The 17,649-nt window shown below is 72.6% G+C and carries 16 protein-coding genes; 2 read left to right on the top strand and 14 right to left on the bottom strand.

From position 1 onward, the window contains the following. Positions 1-58: 58 nt before the first annotated feature. The 7 genes from pheT to infC form a co-directional block, all read right to left on the bottom strand. Positions 59-2,587 carry a phenylalanine--tRNA ligase subunit beta gene (pheT, locus tag JIW86_RS31040; RefSeq protein ID WP_257557089.1) on the bottom strand — a complete coding sequence of 843 codons (2,529 nt, stop codon included), beginning with the start codon at positions 2,585-2,587 and terminating at the stop codon, positions 59-61. Continuing rightward, on the bottom strand, positions 2,587-3,714 hold the full coding sequence (pheS, locus tag JIW86_RS31035) for a phenylalanine--tRNA ligase subunit alpha (RefSeq protein ID WP_215149641.1): 1,128 nt from the start codon (positions 3,712-3,714) through the stop codon (positions 2,587-2,589). The genes pheT and pheS overlap by 1 nt, the downstream gene beginning before the upstream one ends. Before the next feature lie 150 nt (positions 3,715-3,864). Further along, on the bottom strand, positions 3,865-5,124 hold the full coding sequence (locus JIW86_RS31030; protein WP_257557088.1) for a sensor histidine kinase: 1,260 nt from the start codon (positions 5,122-5,124) through the stop codon (positions 3,865-3,867). Positions 5,125-5,180: 56 nt separating this feature from the next. Beyond that, positions 5,181-6,041 (bottom strand): TrmH family RNA methyltransferase, encoded by an 861-nt coding sequence (locus tag JIW86_RS31025; RefSeq protein WP_215140810.1) that lies wholly within the window; start codon positions 6,039-6,041, stop codon positions 5,181-5,183. 112 nt (positions 6,042-6,153) lie between these two features. Beyond that, positions 6,154-6,540 carry a 50S ribosomal protein L20 gene (rplT, locus tag JIW86_RS31020; protein ID WP_007263143.1) on the bottom strand — a complete coding sequence of 129 codons (387 nt, stop codon included), beginning with the start codon at positions 6,538-6,540 and terminating at the stop codon, positions 6,154-6,156. 101 nt (positions 6,541-6,641) lie between these two features. Next, positions 6,642-6,836, bottom strand: a complete 195-nt coding sequence (rpmI, locus tag JIW86_RS31015) for a 50S ribosomal protein L35 (RefSeq protein WP_030387121.1) — start codon at positions 6,834-6,836, stop codon at positions 6,642-6,644. 104 nt (positions 6,837-6,940) lie between these two features. Further along, complete coding sequence (gene infC, locus JIW86_RS31010) at positions 6,941-7,669, bottom strand: translation initiation factor IF-3 (RefSeq protein WP_257557079.1); 729 nt, start codon at positions 7,667-7,669, stop codon at positions 6,941-6,943. Between the two features lie 354 nt (positions 7,670-8,023). Here infC and JIW86_RS31005 point away from each other — a divergent pair, with 354 nt between their 5' ends. Next, on the top strand, positions 8,024-8,410 hold the full coding sequence (locus tag JIW86_RS31005) for a DUF1844 domain-containing protein (RefSeq protein ID WP_215140808.1): 387 nt from the start codon (positions 8,024-8,026) through the stop codon (positions 8,408-8,410). Between the two features lie 66 nt (positions 8,411-8,476). Here JIW86_RS31005 and JIW86_RS31000 read toward each other — a convergent pair whose 3' ends face one another. The 3 genes from JIW86_RS31000 to JIW86_RS30990 are packed head-to-tail and all read right to left on the bottom strand — an operon-like array spanning position 8,477 to position 11,225. Beyond that, positions 8,477-9,217 carry an SseB family protein gene (locus JIW86_RS31000; protein WP_257557076.1) on the bottom strand — a complete coding sequence of 247 codons (741 nt, stop codon included), beginning with the start codon at positions 9,215-9,217 and terminating at the stop codon, positions 8,477-8,479. An 11-nt stretch (positions 9,218-9,228) separates the two neighbouring features. Beyond that, positions 9,229-10,416 (bottom strand): type VII secretion-associated serine protease mycosin, encoded by a 1,188-nt coding sequence (mycP, locus tag JIW86_RS30995; protein WP_416237625.1) that lies wholly within the window; start codon positions 10,414-10,416, stop codon positions 9,229-9,231. After that, complete coding sequence (locus JIW86_RS30990) at positions 10,413-11,225, bottom strand: hypothetical protein (protein WP_257557075.1); 813 nt, start codon at positions 11,223-11,225, stop codon at positions 10,413-10,415. The genes mycP and JIW86_RS30990 overlap by 4 nt, the downstream gene beginning before the upstream one ends. A 151-nt stretch (positions 11,226-11,376) precedes the next feature. Between JIW86_RS30990 and JIW86_RS30985 the strand changes: the two genes are divergently transcribed. After that, positions 11,377-12,579, top strand: coding sequence for an amino acid deaminase/aldolase (locus JIW86_RS30985; protein ID WP_257557074.1), 1,203 nt, complete (start codon positions 11,377-11,379; stop codon positions 12,577-12,579). 5 nt (positions 12,580-12,584) lie between these two features. Here JIW86_RS30985 and JIW86_RS41475 read toward each other — a convergent pair whose 3' ends face one another. From JIW86_RS41475 to JIW86_RS30960, 4 genes are all read right to left on the bottom strand, one after another. Continuing rightward, entirely contained in the window at positions 12,585-13,895 is a 1,311-nt protein-coding gene (locus JIW86_RS41475) for a haloacid dehalogenase-like hydrolase (RefSeq protein ID WP_263862074.1), read from the bottom strand. Positions 13,896-13,993: 98 nt separating this feature from the next. Further along, positions 13,994-14,788, bottom strand: coding sequence for a 3-oxoacyl-ACP reductase (locus JIW86_RS30970; RefSeq protein WP_215140802.1), 795 nt, complete (start codon positions 14,786-14,788; stop codon positions 13,994-13,996). 5 nt (positions 14,789-14,793) lie between these two features. Continuing rightward, complete coding sequence (locus JIW86_RS30965) at positions 14,794-16,140, bottom strand: aldehyde dehydrogenase family protein (RefSeq protein ID WP_416237624.1); 1,347 nt, start codon at positions 16,138-16,140, stop codon at positions 14,794-14,796. A 132-nt stretch (positions 16,141-16,272) separates the two neighbouring features. Continuing rightward, the gene (locus JIW86_RS30960; protein WP_215140801.1) at positions 16,273-17,649 is read right to left on the bottom strand and encodes a glutamine synthetase family protein; all 1,377 of its coding nucleotides are present in this window, start codon (positions 17,647-17,649) and stop codon (positions 16,273-16,275) included.

Here is a 17,649-nt window from a genome sequence, read left to right as displayed (position 1 = left end):
GTGAGGGGCGCACCCGGTGGTCCGGATGCGCCCCTCAACAGGCCTTGCAGGCGGGCGGCTACGCGCCCCGGAGCACCGCCCCGGTCCGCTCGCCCGCGAGCGCCACCGCCGCGTCGCGCGCTGCCGTGGACTCCTCGGCGGTCAGCGTGCGGTCGGCCGCGCGGAAGCGCAGCGCGTACGCCAGGGACTTCTTGCCCTCGCCGACCTGCTCACCGGTGAACACGTCGAACAGCCGGAGCGACTCGAGGAGTTCGCCCGCGCCCTTGCGCAGCGCGGCCTCCACGTCCGACGCCGGAACCGACGCGTCCACGATCAGCGCGACGTCCTGGGTCGCCACCGGGAAGGAGGAGATCCGGGGCGCCTGGAGGGCCTCGCCGCCGGCCGCCGCGAGGCGGTCCAGGTCGAGCTCCATCGCGCTGGTGCGGGCCGGCAGGCCCATCGCCTTGACCACGCGCGGGTGCAGCTCACCGGCGTGGCCGATGACCTGCTCGACCCCGTCGAGGGTGACGACCAGCTCGGCGCAGCGGCCCGGGTGCCAGGGGCCGTACCGGCCCTGGCGGACGACGAGCTCCGCGCCGGCCTCGACGGCCAGCGAGCGCGCGGCCTGGACGGCGTCCGCCCAGTCGGCCGGGCGGCCCTTGCCCCACCAGCCGGCCTGCTCGCGTCCACCGGCCAGCACGACCGCGGCGTACCGCGGCTGCGCGGGCAGGGCCGCGTTCAGGGTGCCGATCTCCTCGTCCGTGGGACGGCGGTCGACGGGCAGCCGTACGGCCACACCGGGCCGCGGGCCGGCCAGGAAGACCGAACCGGTCTCGAAGAGCGCGAGGTCGTGGCTGCCCCGGCTGTCGTTGCGGCGCAGCGCGCCGAGCAGACCCGGCAGCAGCGTGGTGCGCAGCGCCGGCTCCTCGTCGGAGATCGGGTTGACCAGCTTGACGACCTGGCGGGCGGCGTCGTGCGCGGGGAGCTGGAGCTGGTCGAAGACCGGCTCGCCGAGGAACGGGTAGCTCAGCGCCTCCACGTAGCCGGCGCCGGCCAGCGCGCGGCCGACCCGGCGGTGCAGCTGCTGCCTGGGGGTGAGACCGCGGCCGGAGGGCACCTGGGGAAGGGTCGACGGGAGGTTCCCGTAGCCCTCGAGCCGGATGACCTCTTCGGCGAGGTCGTTGGGCTCGGCGAGGTCGGGCCGCCACGAGGGGACGGTCACGACGAGCTCGTCCTGGCCGTAGACGTCGCAGCCGATCTCCTGGAGGCGGCGTACGACGGTCTCGCGGCCGTAGTCCATGCCCGCGACCCGGTCCGGGTGGTCCGCGCCCATCGCGATGGTGCGCGGGGCGCCCGGGGCGAGGAACTCGGTGACGCCGGCCTCGGCGGTGCCGCCCGCGAGGAGCACGAGCAGGTCGACGGTCCGCTGCGCGGCCGCGGCGGCGGCCAGCGGGTCGACGCCCCGCTCGAAGCGCTTGGAGGCCTCGGAGGAGAGCTTCAGGCGGCGGGCGGTGCGCGAGATCGACACGGAGTCGAAGTGCGCGGCCTCGATGACCACGTCCGTGGTCCCCGTGACCTGGCCCGTCTCGGGGTCGGTCACGGAGTCGGCGATCTCGGTGTTGGCGCCGCCCATGACACCGGCGAGGCCGATCGGCCCGCTGTTGTCGGTGATCACCAGGTCTTCGGCGTCGAGCGTGCGCTTGACCCCGTCGAGGGTGGTGAACTTCTCGCCCTGCTCGGCGCGGCGGACACCGATGGTGCCGTCGATGCTGGAGCGGTCGTAGGCGTGCAGCGGCTGGCCGAGCTCGAGCATCACGTAGTTGGTGATGTCGACGGCGAGCGAGATCGGGCGCATGCCCGCCTTCTGCAGGCGGCGGGTCAGCCAGATCGGGGAGCGCGCCTCGGGGTCGAGGCCGGTCACCGTACGGGCGGTGAAGCGGTCGCAGCCGGCCGGGTCGTCGACCTTGACCGGGTAGCCGTACGAGTTCGGCACCGGGACGTCGAGCAGCGCGGGGTCGCGCAGCGGCAGGCCGTAGGCGGTCGCCGCCTCGCGGGCGACGCCGCGCATGGACATGCAGTAGCCGCGGTCCGGGGTGATGTCGATGTCGAGGACCTCGTCGACGAGCTCGAGCAGCTCGATCGCGTCGGTGCCGACCTCGTGCTCGTGCGGCAGCACGATGATGCCGTGCGTGCCGTCGTCGCCCATGCCCAGCTCGTCGCCGGAGCAGATCATGCCGTGCGAGGTGCGGCCGTACGTCTTGCGCGCGGCGATCGCGAAGTCGCCGGGCAGCACCGCGCCGGGCAGGACCACGACGACCTTGTCACCGACGGAGAAGTTCCGGGCGCCGCAGACGATCTCCTGCGGTTCGCCGGTGCCGTTGGCCTGGCCGACGTCGACCGTGCAGAAGCGGATCGGCTTGCGGAAGCCCTCGAGCTCCTCGATGGTCAGCACCTTGCCGACGACGAGGGGGCCCTTGAGGCCGCCGCCGAGCTGCTCGACGGTCTCGACCTCGAGGCCGGCGTCGACGAGCTTGGCCGCCACGTCGCGACCGGTCTCACCTGCGGGGAGGTCGACGTACTCCCGCAGCCAGGAAAGCGGGACGCGCATCAGATCTCACTCCCGAACGGCCGGGTGAAACGGACGTCACCCTCGACCATGTCTCGCATGTCTTCTACGTTGTGGCGGAACATCAGCATCCGCTCGATGCCGAACCCGAAGGCGAACCCGCTGTACTTCTCGGGGTCCACGCCGCAGGCGATGAGCACCTTGGGGTTGACCATGCCGCAGCCGCCGAGCTCGATCCAGCCCTCGCTGGAGCAGGTACGGCACGGGCGGTCGGGGTTGCCCACCGACTCGCCGCGGCACACGTAGCACTGCATGTCCATCTCGGCGGACGGCTCGGTGAAGGGGAAGAAGTGCGGACGCAGGCGCGTGGTGGTGCCCTCGCCGAACAGCTCCTGGACCATGTGGTCCATGGTGCCCTTGAGGTCGGCCATGGTCAGGCCCTCGTCCACGGCCAGCAGCTCGACCTGGTGGAAGACCGGGGTGTGCGTCGCGTCGAGCTCGTCGGTGCGGTACACCCGGCCCGGGCAGACGATGTAGACGGGGGGCTTGCGCTCCAGCAGCGAGCGCGCCTGCACCGGGGAGGTGTGGGTGCGCAGCACGACGCCGGACTCGTCGCCCTCGGTGCCCTCGGGCCCCTGGACGAAGAAGGTGTCCTGCATCTGGCGCGCCGGGTGGTCGGGCGTGAAGTTGAGGGCGTCGAAGTTGAACCACTCCGCCTCGACCTCGGGCCCCTCGGCGACCTCGTACCCCATGGCCACGAAGATGTCCGCGATGCGGTCCATCAGCGTGGTCAGGGGGTGCCGGGCGCCGGCGGGAACGCGGTCGTAGGGCAGCGTGACGTCCACCGCCTCCTCGACCAGCACCCGCTCGTCCCGCTCGGCTTCGAGCGCGACCGTGCGGGCCCCGAAGGCCTTGTTCACGGCGCCGCGGGCCTGGCCCACGAGCTTGCCCGCGGTGGCCTTGGCCTGCGGGGGCAGCGCGCCGATCTCGCGGTTGGCGAGCGCCAGGGGCGAGCGGTCGCCCATGTGCGCGGTCTTCGCCTCACGCAGCGCGTCGAGGTCGCCGGCGGACGCGAAGGCGGCGAGCGCCTCGTCCCGCATGCGCTCGATCTCTTCCGGTTTCAGTGCCTCGACCTCGACAGGGTCGTACGACTTGTTCGGTGCCGACATCTCTTCCCGTACTTCCGATGGCTGGCTGGTGGTCCCCGTACGGCACGATCAGACCGATCGACACAGAGACACAAAGGTGCCAAAGGACGAGTCTAAAGGTCGCTGGGGGTGAAGGAGCCCGTGGGCCGCCTGGCGAGACGCTCCGCAGTGCTACTGCGTGAGGTAGGCCGGGGCGCTCACGGGCAGGATAAATCGGAACTCGGCGCCGCCGCCGGGGCCGCGGCCGACCGTGATGGTGCCGCCGTGGGCCTCCACGATGCCCTTGACGATGTACAGGCCCAGGCCGGTGCCGCCGCGCTTGCTCCCCCGCCAGAAGCGGGTGAACACACGCTTCATCGACTCCTCGGGGATCCCGGGGCCTTCGTCGGTCACGGTGACGGCGGTTCCCTTCTCATGCGGCGATACGTCGATGGTGACCGTTCCCTCTCCGTGGCGCACCGCATTTTCGAGGAGGTTGCCGAGGATCTGGTCGATCTTGTCCGGATCGGCCCACAGATCGGGGAGGGGGCGGCTGACCCGTACGAGGAACCGCTCGGGGGCCTGGCCGTTCGCGGTGAGTGCCTGGACGTGGCGGCCGACGGCGGTGGCCATGTCGACCGGCTGGCGGCGGACCTCCAGCCGGCCGGAGTCGATGCGGGAGATGTCGAGGAGCTCGGCGATGAGGCGGGTGACGCGGTTGGCGTCGGCGTCGACGGTCTCCAGCATCAGCCGCTTCTGGTCGTCGGTGAACCGCTCCCACTTGGCGAGCAGGGTCGCGGTGAACCCCTTGACGGAGGTCAGCGGGGAGCGCAGCTCGTGGGCGACGGTGGCGATCAGCTCGGCGTGGCTGCGCTCGGTGCGGCGGCGGGCCTCGGTGCCGCGCAGGGTGACGACGAGGCTGCGCAGCGGGCCGGTGGGGTGGGTACGGACGTAGCGGGCGGAGACCAGCACCTCGCGGCCGCCGGGGAGCAGCAGGTTCCGCTCGGGCTGCCCGCGGCGGGTGGCGAGGCCCCCGTACGGGTCGGTCAGCGCCCACCAGCGGCGGCCTTCGAGGTCCTCGAGGGGCAGCGCGCGGTCGATGCGGTTGCCGAGCGCCTGGTCCGGCGCCAGTGCGGTGATCCGTGCGGCGGCGGAGTTGAAGCAGATCACCCGCCCGGTGTCGTCGGCGACGACGAGCCCGTCGGGCAGGTCGTCCGGATCGATCCCGAAGCCGGTCCCGACGGCGGCCTCGGCCTGGCCCGGCCGACGGGCCGCGAGGCCCGGGCCAGCCGCCTGTGGCGGCACGCCGCACAGCCCGTCGGGGCGGCGGCTCGCGGGGGCCTGCGGGGCTTCGGCCACCGGCGTGCCGCCGGCCGGGCCGGGCCGCTCCTCGGCCTCGGCCCTGGCCCTGGCTCCGGCGGCCACCGGTGAGCTGTTCGTACCGACGGTCATGTCCCCGTACCCCACATCTCCGAGTAGCGCAGTGGGCCCCCCGGGCCGCCACATTACTAGCTGGGGGTCACGGAGCGGCACCCTCCGGGCGCCCGCTGTGCACGCGCGGAGGCGTAGAGGCACACGGCGGCGGCCGTCGCGAGGTTCAGGCTCTCCGCCTTGCCGTGGATCGGGACCCGTACGACGGCGTCCGCGAGGGCCCGGGTCTCCTCGGGCAGACCCCAGGCCTCGTTGCCGAACACCCAGGCCGAGGGCCCGCCCATGGTGCCCGCGTCCAGCTCGGCGTCGAGGTCGTCCTCGCCGGCACCGTCGGCCGCCAGGATCCGTACGCCCGCCGCGCGCAGCCCCGCGACGGCCTGCTCCACCGGGACGCCGACCGCGACCGGGAGGTGGAAGAGGGAGCCCACGGAGGCCCGTACGGACTTGGGGTTGTACAGGTCCACCGAGGCGTCGGTCAGGACGACGGCATCGGCTCCGGCGGCGTCCGCGCAGCGCAGCACCGTGCCGGCGTTGCCGGGGTCGCGGACGTGCGCGAGGACGGCGACCAGCTTGGGCCGGGCCGCCAGGATGTCCTCGAAGGGCGAGTCGAGGAAGTGGCAGACGCCGACGAGGCCCTGCGGGGTGACGGTCTGCGAGACCTCGGCGAGCACCTCGTCGGAGGCGTAGTGCACCCGGGCGCCGGCGTCCAGTGCGGCGTGGATGATCTCGGCGTAGCGCTCGGCGGCCTCGACGGTGGCGAACAGCTCGATCAGGGTCGACGTCCCCTCGGCCCCGCGGTGCTCGACGGCCTCACGGACCGCCTGCGGGCCTTCGGCGATGAACCGGCGCTCCTTGGTGCGGAAGTTGCGCCGGGCCAGTCGCCTGGCGGCGGCCACCCGCGGGGATCGGGGGGAGATCAGCTCGTCGGGGTGACCCATGGTGTCTGCGGTTCTTTCTCGGGGTTCCGGGGCTGGGGGAAAGCACACGGACCCGCAGGCGAGTCGCCTGCGGGTCCGTGGGGGCCGACCGCGTGAAGCGGCCGGCTAGCCCTTAGGCAGCGGCCTTGGGGGCGTTGACGTCGGCCGGGAGGGCCTTCTGCGCGACCTCGACCAGCGCGGCGAACGCGTTGGCGTCATTGACGGCCAGCTCGGCGAGGATCTTGCGGTCCACCTCGATGTTGGCGGCCTTCAGACCCTGGATGAGGCGGTTGTACGTCATGCCGTTCTGGCGGGCAGCAGCGTTGATGCGCTGGATCCACAGCTGACGGAAGTCGCCCTTGCGCTTCTTGCGGTCGTTGAAGTTGTAGACCAGCGAGTGGGTGACCTGCTCCTTGGCCTTGCGGTACAGGCGCGAACGCTGACCGCGGTAGCCGGAGGCCGCCTCGAGGATTGCCCGGCGCTTCTTGTGGGCGTTTACTGCCCGCTTGACGCGTGCCACTTTTTAACTCCTTGTAGCGGGGCCGTGGTTGTCTTCACACGGCCCGAATTCGATGGGGTCCCGGTCTTGACGTCCCGCTCCCGCCAGGGGAGCGGAGGACGTCACTTGCCGAGAAGCTTCTTGATCTTCGCGGCGTCGCCGGGGGCCATCTCCGCGGTGCCGGTCAGGCGGCGGGTGACACGGGACGACTTGTGCTCGAGCAGGTGGCGCTTGCCGGCGCGCTCACGGAGCACCTTGCCGGAGCCGGTGATCTTGAAGCGCTTCTTGGAACCGCTGTGCGTCTTGTTCTTCGGCATAGCGCCGTTATCTCCTCGTCGGTGGCGCTCCCACCGGTCCGATGATGGACCGGCTCACGGGAGCGTCATGTTGTGTCGGTGATCCGAGACGGGCTGCCTCGGAATCAGGCCTCGGTGTTCGGCTCCTGGGCGGGCGCCTCTTCGGCGGCAGCCTCGGTGACCTCGACCTCGGTGACCTCAGTGGCCTCCACCTCGACGGTCTCCTCGGAAGGAGCCTCGTCGTCGGCGAGGGCAACACCCTGGCGCTCGGCCTTGCGGGCGGCCTGCGCCTCGCGGGCTTCGGCCATCGCCTCGGTCTTCTTCTTGTGCGGACCGAGAACCATGATCATGTTTCGGCCGTCCTGCTTCGGGTTCGACTCGATGAACCCGAGGTCCTCGACGTCCGAAGCGAGACGCTGCAGCAGTCGGTAGCCGAGTTCCGGCCTGGACTGCTCGCGACCACGGAACATGATCGTGATCTTGACCTTGTCGCCCTGCTTGAGGAACCGAACGACGTGACCCTTCTTGGTGTCATAGTCGTGCGGGTCGATCTTCGGCCGGAGCTTCATTTCCTTGATGACCGTGTGCGCCTGGTTCTTGCGCGCCTCACGGGCCTTCATGGCCGACTCGTACTTGAACTTGCCGTAGTCCATGAGCTTGCAGACCGGCGGGCGTGCGGACGCCGCGACCTCGACCAGGTCGAGGTCGTACTCCTGCGCGAGCTCAAGCGCCTTGGCAAGCGGCACGATGCCGACCTGCTCGCCGCTGGGACCGACGAGTCGTACCTCGGGAACGCGAATCCGGTCGTTGATGCGGGGCTCGGTGCTGATGGATCCTCCTCGGTAGCACCACACGGCTGCCTGGCAGACAGCCGCTGACGTGTATTTCCGTCAGACCGACCGCAGCGGGAGAATGAAAAAAGCCCCGCCGGGCACAGGCAGGGGCTCCAAAACAACCGGAGCACCGACGCGTGCGAGCCGCGGGGCGCATACTCGGGCAGCTTTCCATCGTCCGTACGGAACGATGGATGCCGCCTGACCGGTGACCCGCCGCCCCGGAGGGTGGTCAGGTGGGAGATCGGAGCCTCCACTTGTGGGCCGGGGACATAAGTCTCCGGCCGGTCGTAGCCCAATATAGCATTCCGCGCCAGAGCCGCTCACCCGGTGCTCCGGTCGGGGGCGTCCGGCGCCCGGCTTATCGTGGGAAGCATGACTGACGCGACCCTCCCCGCCGACACCGCTGCCGGCACCGCACCCGAATCACCCGACTACGACGCCATGACCCGCGACATCGCGGACGTCCCCGCCGTCGAGGTGATCACCACGGTGGCCGTGCACCTGCTGAGCGCCGCGGCGGTCAACCTGGGCCTGGACAAGCCCGACTCCGAGCACAAGGACCTCGACGAGGCCCGCAAGCTGATCACGGCCCTGGCCGGCCTGGTCACCGCGAGCGCCACCGAGATCAGCTCCTTCCACGCAGCCCCGCTGCGGGACGGCCTGAAGTCGCTCCAGCTCGCCTTCCGCGAGGCCTCGATCGTCCCGGACGAGCCGGGCCAGGGGCCGGGCGAGAAGTTCACGGGTCCCGTCTTCGGCTGAGTCGGCGCCGTACGCCGAGGGGCGGGGTTTCCGGGATCGTTCCCGGAAACCCCGCCCCTTCGTCGTTCAGCGGCTGAACAGCGCCTCGCCGGGCGGGGCCGGGGCGTCCGGCGGCAGCAGCGCCAGGTCCAGGCCGCGCACCAGCCGGGCCCGCAGGGTCTCGTCCGCCGCCAGGGCCTCGGCGACCCGGCGGGCCGCCTGCTGCGCCTGGCCGGCCTCGGCCGGCACGATCGCGAGGGTGCCGTCGGAGTCCGCGCCGCCGGGGCCGAGGTAGGCGCGCAGTACGCCCTCCTCCGCCGCCACGGCGGCCCGTACGGCCTCCCGTACGGCGGGATCGGCCAGCGGCCCCGCGTGCGTACGGCCCTCGGCCAGCGCGAGCAGCGCGGAGCCGGTCAGCTGGTAGGTGACCGGGCCGGCCAGGTCCAGGACCACGGTGTCGGCCTTCTCGTGCGCGGCGGCCGCCAGCGCCTGGTGCAGCGGGACCGCCACCGGCCGGGCCGCCGGGTCCCAGAGCGCGAGCGAGGCGATCGAGGTGAAGGCGGGCAGCGCCCGCCGGTCGCCCGCGCGCAGGGTCGGGACGGCCATGTCGCTGGTCTTCTCGCGCTTGAGGCCGGTCTCCGGGTCGGTCTCCACCTCGCCGAGGACGGCGACGACCGGGACCAGCAGGCGGGCGTCCTTCAGGGCCGCCAGCACCTCCGGCTCGTGCGAGCGGTCCTCGGCCCAGGCGGCCAGGGCCGCACTCAGCCGGGGGTCGGCCGAGCCGTCGTCGTCGGAGAAGCCCGGGTCGGGAATGTTCTTGTTCGCCATGTTCGCCACAGTTACCCGACCCTACTGTGCCGGGTCACCCGCCGCGGGCGCCGGGCCAGTACGGCGGCCAGCACCAGCAGCACGGCGCCGGCGGCCGCGGCCTCCGGGGCGCCGAGGCGTGCCTCGCGCTCGGGCGGGCGGGCCGGGTCGGGGCCGGGGCCGAAGTACTGCTGTCCGGCCGCGGCGGGCGCGGGGACCGGTGCCTCCGGCTGCATGGCCTCCGCGACCTGGAGGGCGGCGGCGGGGTCCGCCATCCCGTGGCCGCGGGCGTCGTCGCGGCCGCCGGCCGGGCTGTCGGAGGCGGTGTCCTCCAGCAGCTTCTTGATCTGGGCCGGGGAGAGGTCCGGGTGGGCGGCCTTGACGAGGGCCGCGGCGCCGGAGACGAAGGCCGCCGCGGCGCTGGTGCCCCACCCCTCGTAGTACGAGCGGTCGGGATCGGCGATGACCACGTCGACGCCGGGGGCGCTGACGGTGGCGTACCAGTTGCGGGTGGAGAACTTGGCCTTCTTGCCGCGCCGGTCGACGGCCGTGACGGCGATGACCCCGGGGTAGGCGGCCGGGTAGGAGACGCGGTCGCCGCTCTCGCCGCCGTTGCCCGCGGAGGCGACGACGACCACACCCTTGGTGAGGGCGTACTGGACGGCCTCGTCCTCCCCCGCCTCGTGGTGGGCGGAGTCGCTGTCGTCGCCGAGGGAAAGGTTGATCACGTCGGCGCCGTGGTCGGCGGCCCAGCGGATTCCGTCGGCGAGGGCGCCGCCCTTGCTGTCGCGGGCCTGGGCGCGGCCCGGGTCGCCCTCCTCCAGGATCACCCGGATGGGCAGGATCTTGGCCTGCGGGGCGATGCCGAGGACCCCCTGGCCGGAGCCGTGGCCGTGCCCGGCGATGATGCTCGCCATGGCGGTGCCGTGACGGGCCCAGGAGCGGTCGCCGCGGCCGGCGCCCATGCCGATGAGGTCGTGGCCCTCGAGGACCCGTCCGGCGAGGTCGGGGTGGGAGTCGTCCACGCCGGTGTCCAGGACGGCGACGGTCACGCCGTCGCCGCGGGTGGTGCCCCAGGCCTCTTCGGCGCGCAGGGCCAGCAGTCCCCACTGGCGGTCGCGGATGGTGTCGGCGGCTGCGGGGGCCGCGGTGACGGCCGTCAGGACGGCGGCGACGGCGAGGGCGGCGGCGCCTCGCACGAGCGCCCGACGGGGCTTCACCGGGAGGCCTCCGGGGCGGGAGTGACGGGCGGGGCGGCCAAGACGGCGAGGCCGTTGCCGATGCGGTCGGCGACGGCCTTGGCCTCGTGGCCGAGGCCCGCCTGGGCGACGGCTCCGGTGGCGTCCTTCTTCATCGCGTCCTCCGCGGGGCGGGGCGCGTCCAGCGGGCGGCCGTCGGCGAAGGCGGAGACGGTGTAGACGACAGCGGGGGCCTTGTCGATGACGGACGCGGTCCAGGCGGCGCGCTGGGAGTCGGCGAATCCGTACGCGAGCGGCGCGGTGAGCCGGCCGGTGAGGGCGGTCATCGCGGGGGCGTCGGCCGGGGTGAAGACCATCCCGACGGTGATCAGGAAGCTGCGGGTAGCGTCGGTGTAGGTGGCGCGCAGCACGCGGGTGCAGCCGGTGGCGGCCAGCAGGTTCTGCCAGTCGGCGGCGAGGGCGGCCGGGCAGTCGGCGTCCGGTGCGAGCGCTATCCGGGTCCAGATCCGGTTCGAGCCGCCGGGGCCGGCCGAGGGGCCCGCGAGCACCGGCGGGAAGAGGGTGTCCACGGGGGCGGAGCGCCACAGCGACTCGGCCTTGCGGTAGGCGGCGTCGGCGGGCAACGGGCGGTGCGCGGCGCGGTGTTCGAGCCAGGCGTCGGCTCCGGCACCGCCGATGAGCCCGATGCCGAGAAGGGTGCACAGCACGGCGGCGAGGACCCGTCCCGGGCGGCGGCGCGGCTGCGCGGGGAGGGGCGGCGGGGTCCGGGCCGGCTCCGGGGGCGGGTCGGGCTCGCCCAGGACCGCGGTCCGCGGTGTCGTCGTGGTCATCCGGCGGCTCCGCCCCCCGTTCCGTACGGCTGCCTGCCCGTACTCTACGGTCCTCCGGGCCGGAAGGGGGCCCGAGGGGGCAGGGGCCCGGGCCCGAGCGGGGCGCTGCGACCCCCTACCCATCGGTAGACGCGTCTGGCAAGCTCCCGCCATGAACTCCCCCGCCGCCGATCGCGCCCGGTACGACCGGGCGACCGCGCACCTGGACGCGCCGCTGGCCATCGTGGACCTCGACGCGTTCGACGCCAACGCCGACGACCTCGTGCGCCGGGCCGGCGGGAAGCCCGTCCGGGTGGCCAGCAAGTCCGTCCGGTGCCGCGCGCTCCTCGAACGGGTCCTGGCCCGGCCCGGGTTCGCCGGGATCATGTCGTACACCCTCGCCGAGTCGCTGTGGCTGGCCCGGTCGGGGTTCGAGGACGTGCTGCTCGCCTATCCGTCCGCCGACCGCGGCGGATTCGCCGAGCTGGCGGGCGATCCCAAGCTGGCCGCCGCCGTCACCGTCATGGTGGACGACGTGGCGCAGCTGGAGCTCATCGACCGGTCGCGGGACGGCGGCACGCAGGAGGTCCGGGTCTGCCTGGAACTGGACACCGCGCTGCACCTGTTCGGCGGGCGGGTGCGGGTCGGGGCGCGCCGGTCGCCACTGCGCGATCCCGGGCAGCTCGCCGCGCTGGCCCGTGGCGTCAGTGCCCGGCCCGGGTTCCGGGTGGTCGGGCTGATGGCGTACGAGGGCCACGTCGCCGGGGTCGGGGACGCACTGGCCGGGCGGCCGGTGCGGTCGCGGGCGATCCGGCTCATGCAGAGCGCGGCCCGCAAGGAGCTGGCGGCACGGCGCGCCGAGGTGGTGCGGGCCGTGCGGGCGGTGGTGCCGGACCTGGAGTTCGTCAACGGCGGCGGGACGGGCAGCGTGTCGGAGACGGCCGCCGAGGAGGCCGTGACGGAGATCGCCGCCGGGTCGGGGCTCTACGTGCCGCGGCTGTTCGACAACTACACCTCGTTCAGCGGGCGGCCGGCGGCCCTGTTCGCCCAGCCGGTGGTGCGCAGGCCCGGGGTGGGTGTGGTGACCGTGCTCGGCGGCGGGTATCCCGCCTCGGGTGCGCCCGGCGCGGACCGGCTGCCGGTCCCGTACCTGCCCCAGGGGCTGCGCTACGACCCGCAGGAGGGAGCCGGCGAGGTGCAGACCCCGCTGCTCGGCAGCCCGGCCGACGATCTGCTGATCGGCGACCGGGTCTGGTTCCGCCACGCGAAGGCGGGCGAGCTGTGCGAGCGGTTCGACACCCTGCACCTGGTGGAGGGCGACCGGGTGACGGCCACCGCCCCGACCTACCGGGGCGAGGGCCGCACCTTCCTCTAGGCCCCTTAAGACCCCTTCTGGAAGACGGAGTCCGTCTGGTCCGGGATGACGCTCGCGTCACCCCGGAGGACCGGGCCCTTGGTGCCGTCGTGGCCGACGTAGCCCGTCGTGGAGCACGGGTACGGGGTGGCCTTCTGCTGCTTCGGCTCTATGAACATGGGGTTGACGATCCAGCGGCCGTCGCTGTTGTCGTAGGCCCGGCACATCAGCTCGTTCTTGTTGCGGTTGACGACGAGCCGCAGGGCGGTCGCGTCGCGCAGGAACGAGATGTCGGTGTCGGAGTCGCCTGCGGCGAACACCTGGCGGCGGGCGGCCGGCTGGACCTTCTCGGCGGCCGCGCCGCGCACGCCGAATATCTCCTTGTTGATCCAGCAGCGCTTGCCGTCGATGTACGTGATCATCGTGTCGGCGCCGTCCTCGACGGATCCGCAGCCCTGCAGGTGGGCGGTGAGCCTCCCGTCCCGCGCGGTGGTGTTGCGGATGCCGATCACGTGGTCCGCGTCGATGCCGACGCCCTTGGCCCACACCTCGACGACCGGCTGCGGCGAGGCCGAGCTGATCCAGACATCGAAGCCGGCCTTCCGCAGGCCCTTGATCAGGTCCTTCTGCTGGTCGTAGTAGCGGACCCAGCCGGTGGCGGTGCCGCTGCCGACCTGCTGCGCGCTGCCGATGGGCGCGGCGAGGTTCTCGGTGCGCGCGGCGGCGGCGAAGCCGCGGATCTCGCGGGCGGTCCAGCCCTGCATCAGCTGCGGGAGCCAGGCGTACGAGGGCTCGTTCGTGCGGCGGTCCCAGCCGGCGAAGGCGGCCGCGCCGGTCCGGGTGGCGGCCGTGCCGTAGACGCTGTTGAGCTCGTCGGCGCAGCCCGCGCCCTCGGGGGTGCCCGTGGGCAGGGGTGTGCCGGGGCGGGCGAGCGGGCCGCAGGCCTGGGCCAGCGCCGTGGCCGCGGCCGGGGTGAGGAAGCGGCTGGTGGTGGTCCAGTCCCCGCGGGCGGGCTGGCGGAACCTGCCGTTGCGCAGCAGCCAGAACATCGTGGCGTCGCCGACGTCGTTCTTGACGACGGTGTTGTCCCAGTCGAAGACGGCGACGGGCTTGGTACGGGCGCCGCCGGGCCGGTGGGGGTTGCAGCGGCCGTACTGGTCGACGAGCTGCTGGAGGCGGGCCTGGTTGTCCCCGTACCAGCCGGCGCCGACCGTCACCCGGGAACACCCGGCGTCGCCCGCCTGGGCTGCCTGGCCCGCCTGGGCCGGCGGTGCCAGGAGGAGACCGGAACCGGTCACCGCCATGAGGGCGAGGGGGGCCGCCCATCTTCTCTGCATGCTGCTCCTCGGGGTAATCGGGAAAGGAAACAGCCGGGCACCTCGCGGCGCCCGGCTGTTGGTCGGCTGGGGTCGGCCGGGTCGGCTGACGGGACGGGCTACAGCGGGGTCACGTACGCGCCGGAGATACCGCCGTCGACCAGGAAGTCGGTCGCGTTGATGAAGGACGAGTCGTCGCTGGCGAGGAAGGCGACGGCCGCGGCGATCTCGGTGGGCTCGGCGAACCGGCCCAGCGGGATGTGCACGAGCCGGCGGGCGGCGCGCTCCGGGTCCTTCGCGAACAGCTCCTGGAGGAGCGGGGTGTTGACCGGCCCCGGGCACAGGGCGTTGACGCGGATGCCCTCGCGGGCGAACTGCACGCCGAGCTCGCGGGACATGGCCAGGACGCCGCCCTTGGAGGCGGTGTAGGAGATCTGCGAGGTGGCGGCGCCCATGATGGCCACGAAGGAGGCGGTGTTGATGATGGAGCCGCGGCCCTGGCGCTGCATGTAGGGGAGCGCGGCCTTGCAGCACAGGTAGACGGAGGTGAGGTTGACGTCCTGGACGCGCTTCCAGGCCTCCAGGCCGGTGGTGAGGATGGAGTCGTCGTCCGGCGGCGAGATGCCCGCGTTGTTGAAGGCGATGTCGACGGAGCCGTAGGTGTCGAAGGCTGTCTTGAAGAGTGCCTCGACCTCCTCGGGGCTGGTGACGTCGACCTTCACGAAGGTGCCGCCGACCTCCTCGGCCGCGGCCTTGCCGGCCGTCTCGTCAATGTCGCCGCAGACGATGTTGGCGCCCTCGGAGGCCAGGCGGCGGGCCGTGGCGAGACCGATGCCGCTGCCGGCTCCGGTGATGACGGCGGTACGGCCGACCAGACGGCGGCAGACGATCTCTTCGTTCTTCTCGTTCGACATGCGGTTCAGGCCTCCGTGCTGATGAAGACGTTCTTGGTCTCGGTGAAAGCGGTGAGGGCGTCGGGTCCGAGCTCGCGGCCGAGGCCGGACTGCTTGTAGCCGCCGAAGGGGGTCCAGTAGCGGACGCTGCTGTGAGAGTTGACGGACAGATTGCCGGCGGCGACGGCGCGCGAGACGCGCAGCGCGCGGCCGATGTCGCGGGTCCAGAGGGAGCCGGAGAGGCCGTACTCGGTCGCGTTGGCCAGGCGTACCGCGTCCTCCTCGTCCTCGAAGGGCAAGACGACGGCGACCGGGCCGAAGACCTCCTCGGCGGCGACGGGCGCAGTGGGGGCGACGTCCGTGACGAGGGTCGGCGGGTACCAGAAGCCCGGGCCCTCGGGGGCCTTGCCGCGGATCGCGGTGAGGTCCGCGGTGACGTAGGACCGTACGCGCTCCAGCTGGGTGCGCGAGATGAGCGGGCCCATCTGGGTCTTCTCGTCGAGGGGGTCGCCGACCGCCACGGATTCGATGCCGGGGGCGACGAGCTCCAGGAAGCGGTCGTAGACGGAGCGCTGTACGAGGATCCGGGTACGGGCGCAGCAGTCCTGGCCGGTGTTGTCGAGGAAGGCCATCGGGGCCGCGGCCGCCGCGGCTTCCAGGTCGGCGTCCGCGAAGACGATGTTGGGGCTCTTGCCGCCGAGTTCGAGGGTGACGCGCTTCACCCGGTCGGCGCACTTGGCCATGATCTGCTTGCCGACGCCGGTGGAGCCGGTGAAGACGATCTTCGCCACGCCGGGGTGCTCGACGAGTGCGTCGCCCGCGACCGCTCCGTGGCCGGGCAGCACCTGGAAGAGGTTCTCGGGGATCCCGGCTTCGAGGGCGAGTTCGGCGAGGCGCAGCGCGGTGAGCGGGGTGGTCTCGGCGGGTTTGAGGATGACGGCGTTGCCTGCGGCGAGGGCCGGGGCCAGGCCCCAGGCGGCGATCGGCATGGGGAAGTTCCACGGGGCGATCACGCCGATGACGCCGAGGGGTTCGAGGAAGGTGACGTCGATGCCGCCGGCGACGGGGATCTGGCGGCCGGAGAGCCGTTCCACTCCCCCGGCGGCGAAGTCGAGCAGGTCGCGTACGTTGCCGGCTTCCCAGCGGGCGTTGCCGATGGTGTGACCGGCTTCGCGGACCTCCAGCTGGGCCAGTTCCTCGACGTGGCCGTCGACCACGGCGGCGAAGCGGCGCAGGAGCCGGGCCCGGTCGGCGGGGGCGGCCGCCGCCCAGCCGCGCTGGGCCGCGGCGGCACGGGCGACGGCGGCGTCGACATCGTCCCGTGTGGCGGCCGGGACGATGGCGACGGTTTCCTCGGTGGCCGGATTCAGCACTCTCAAAGTGAGTGGGGCCAGCGCATCGGACACGTGGTGCCTCTCAGACGTTCGGTGCGGTCGGTGCGTTCGGTGCGGTCGGTGCGGTCGGTGCGGTCGGTGCGGTCGGTGCGGTCGGTGCGGTCGGTGTGATTACAGGCGTTCGAAGGAGCGGCGCAGCTCCCAGTCGGTCACCGCGGAGTCGTACGCGTCGAGTTCCACGCGGGCCATGTTCCGGTAGTGGGCGACCACTTCGGGGCCGAAGGCGGCCTTGGCGATCTCGCTGTTCTCCCAGAGCTCGGCGGCCTCGCGCAAGGTCGCCGGGACGTGCGCGTAGTCGGCGGTGTACGCGTTCCCCGTGCACACCTCGGGCAGTTCGAGGCGGTTCTCGATGCCGTAGATCCCGGCCGCCACCAGGCCCGCGACGGCGAGGTACGGGTTGACGTCACCGCCGGGCAGCCGGTTCTCGAAGCGCATGGAACGGCCGTGGCCGACCACTCGGAGTGCGCAGGTCCGGTTGTCCACGCCCCAGGCGACGGCGGTCGGCGCGAAGGATCCCGGCCGGAAACGCTTGTACGAGTTGATGTTCGGGGCGTAGAGAAGGGAGAAGTCGCGCAGCGCGGCCAGCTGACCGGCCAGGAAGTGCCGCATCACCGGTGACATACCGAGTTCCTGGTCGTCCCCGTCGGCGGCGGCCATCGCGTTGCGTCCGTCGGCGTCGGCCAGTGAGAGGTGGATGTGACAGGAGTTGCCCTCGCGCTCGTCGTACTTGGCCATGAAGGTGAGCGAGACGCCCTCCTGGGCGGCGATCTCCTTCGCGCCGGTCTTGTAGACGGCGTGCTGGTCGCAGGTGGTCAGCGCCTCGTCGTAGCGGAAGGCGATCTCGTGCTGGCCGAGGTTGCACTCCCCCTTCGCGGACTCGACGATCAGGCCCGCGGCCTGCATCTCGTTGCGGATGCGGCGCAGCAGCGGTTCGATGCGTCCGGTCCCGAGGACGGAGTAGTCGATGTTGTACTGGTTGGCGGGGGTCAGGCCGCGGTAGTTGGCGTTCCAGGCCTGCTCGTAGGTGTCCTGGAAGACCATGAACTCCAGCTCGGTGCCGACCATCGCGGTGTATCCGTGCTCGGCGAGGCGCTCGAGCTGGCGGCGCAGGATCTGCCGGGGCCCGGCGACGACCGGCGTGCCGTCGTTCCAGGCCAGGTCGGCGAGGAGGAAGGCACTGCCGGGGTTCCAGGGGATGCGGCGCAGGGTGGAGAGGTCGGGGTGCATGGCGAAGTCGCCGTAGCCCCGGTCCCAGGAGGACATCTCGTATCCGTCGACGGTGTTCATGTCGGTGTCGACGGCGAGGAGGTAGTTGCAGCCCTCGGTGCCGTGCGCGAGGACCTCGTCCAGGAAGAACTGTGCGGCGAACCGCTTGCCCTGGAGGCGCCCCTGCATGTCGGGGAAGGCCAGGACGACTGTGTCGATCTCACCGCTGGCGATCAGGGAGCGGAGCTCCTCGGTCGCGAGCGGCGGCTTGCGGTCTACCAC

Origin of the sequence: Streptomyces sp. NBC_00162 (assembly GCF_024611995.1) — a bacterium.
GTDB lineage: Bacteria > Actinomycetota > Actinomycetes > Streptomycetales > Streptomycetaceae > Streptomyces.
The sequence above is the reverse complement of the archived record's forward strand: the minus strand, read 5'-3'. Positions and strand labels throughout refer to the sequence as shown.

Bases quoted from the DNA above. Each gene is read 5' to 3' on its own strand.
- pheT (WP_257557089.1), bottom strand. From the start codon at position 2,587: ATGCGCGTCCCGCTTTCCTGGCTGCGGGAGTACGTCGACCTCCCCGCA.
- pheS (WP_215149641.1), bottom strand. From the start codon at position 3,714: ATGTCGGCACCGAACAAGTCGTACGACCCTGTCGAGGTCGAGGCACTG.
- JIW86_RS31030 (WP_257557088.1), bottom strand. From the start codon at position 5,124: ATGACCGTCGGTACGAACAGCTCACCGGTGGCCGCCGGAGCCAGGGCC.
- JIW86_RS31025 (WP_215140810.1), bottom strand. From the start codon at position 6,041: ATGGGTCACCCCGACGAGCTGATCTCCCCCCGATCCCCGCGGGTGGCC.
- rpmI (WP_030387121.1), bottom strand. From the start codon at position 6,836: ATGCCGAAGAACAAGACGCACAGCGGTTCCAAGAAGCGCTTCAAGATC.
- JIW86_RS31005 (WP_215140808.1), top strand. From the start codon at position 8,024: ATGACTGACGCGACCCTCCCCGCCGACACCGCTGCCGGCACCGCACCC.
- JIW86_RS31000 (WP_257557076.1), bottom strand. From the start codon at position 9,217: ATGGCGAACAAGAACATTCCCGACCCGGGCTTCTCCGACGACGACGGC.
- JIW86_RS30990 (WP_257557075.1), bottom strand. From the start codon at position 11,225: ATGACCACGACGACACCGCGGACCGCGGTCCTGGGCGAGCCCGACCCG.
- JIW86_RS30985 (WP_257557074.1), top strand. From the start codon at position 11,377: ATGAACTCCCCCGCCGCCGATCGCGCCCGGTACGACCGGGCGACCGCG.
- JIW86_RS41475 (WP_263862074.1), bottom strand. From the start codon at position 13,895: ATGCAGAGAAGATGGGCGGCCCCCCTCGCCCTCATGGCGGTGACCGGT.
- JIW86_RS30970 (WP_215140802.1), bottom strand. From the start codon at position 14,788: ATGTCGAACGAGAAGAACGAAGAGATCGTCTGCCGCCGTCTGGTCGGC.